1 protein-coding gene is annotated in these 1,375 nt (G+C 28.4%); it reads right to left on the bottom strand.

What is annotated here, in order from left to right:
- On the bottom strand, positions 1-1,150 hold a 1,150-nt coding region (locus L8X36_RS08040), incomplete at its 3' end, for a methyl-accepting chemotaxis protein (protein ID WP_263683324.1).
- Positions 1,151-1,375: the final 225 nt, after the last annotated feature.

Below are 1,375 nucleotides of genomic sequence, written 5' to 3'. Positions count from 1 at the left end.
CTTCAACCTCTCTAACGGTTTCTACTGATTGTTCTACTGCTTTAGCATCTTGTTCTAATGCATTTTTAGTTTTAGTGATGTTTTCATTAATAGCTTTTGCTATTACTCCAAATTCATCGTTGCTTTTAACATCTATCATAGCAGAATCTTTAGTTTTATGATTGATGAAGTCAAAGAAAGAACTAAGACCATTTTGTATAGCTTGTAAAGGTGATAGATAATAAGAGATGATGAAATAAAGTAAAACAATACTTGCAATACTTGTAAAAATAACAATAATGGCTTGTATATAGGCTATTTTCTCACTTGATTGAGAAATTGTATCAATATAAGCCATGTTACATACTGTATATCCATCTATGTTATCACACATTGCAAGTCTTTCGTTTCCTTCTTTGCTAGTATAAAAGAATGGTTCACCATCTTTTACTTTGCTAAATCCATCTGCTACAATGGCAACATTTGGATCGCTTCCAATATAATTTTTATTTGTTGAAACAAATGAAAAACGATTTTTGTCATAAATAAAAGAAGCACCTGGCATTTGTTTAAGACTATCTTCTAAATCTTTAACCAAAACATCAATTGCCAATACTCCTATAAAATTACCATCTTTATATATTGGCATGGCATAGGTAAAGCAAGGTAAACCTGTTGTAACATCAATATAAGAAGGAGTGATATATAGGCTATTGTTTTTCATTGCTTCTATATAAAATTCTCTTGTTCTTGCATCATAATTATCAGCTTTTCCATAAATTCCATAGTCTAAGCCTTTGCTATCACTATCTGGATCACTTACTATTAATTCTCCATTTGGTTGAGCTAGATAAACCGCTAGAAAATTACCAGAATCTCTGAATGATCTTAATTGATAGCCTATGTTATCCATTAATTTTTCAGCAGAATTTAAATCAGAATAAGGGTGTCTAAGTATAGTTTCGCTTAGTTTTTTTAACGAATCAGACGTATCATCTTTGAAATTAGCCATAAGATTTTTTGTAGAAATTAAACGATTTTGCTCAGAATTAACAATTTCTTGAAAAAGAGCATCTTTAACAAAAATAAATGTTACAATTCCTAGAATCAAAAGGCACACAATTGCTATGATATTTGCAATCAAAGCAACTTTTATTTTAACACTTTTCACTGCTTTTCTCCTATAAAATATTTTTGTAATTATAAAAATATTTTTTGCAATGAAAAATTAATTGTGATTTAATATTGTAAATTCTGTAAAAAGATTGTTAATTTGAAGAAATTAAATTTGAAAGTCTTACTAAGCTAATTAGTTTACTAATCAACCCACCTTTATATCAAACTAAACCCATTAAGGGTTTAGTCAATTATTTAAAACTTTTTCTTTCTAGCATCC

This window comes from Campylobacter sp. CNRCH_2014_0184h (genome assembly GCF_025772985.1).
Lineage (GTDB): Bacteria > Campylobacterota > Campylobacteria > Campylobacterales > Campylobacteraceae > Campylobacter_D.
This window is presented reverse-complemented; position numbering and strand designations above follow the sequence as displayed.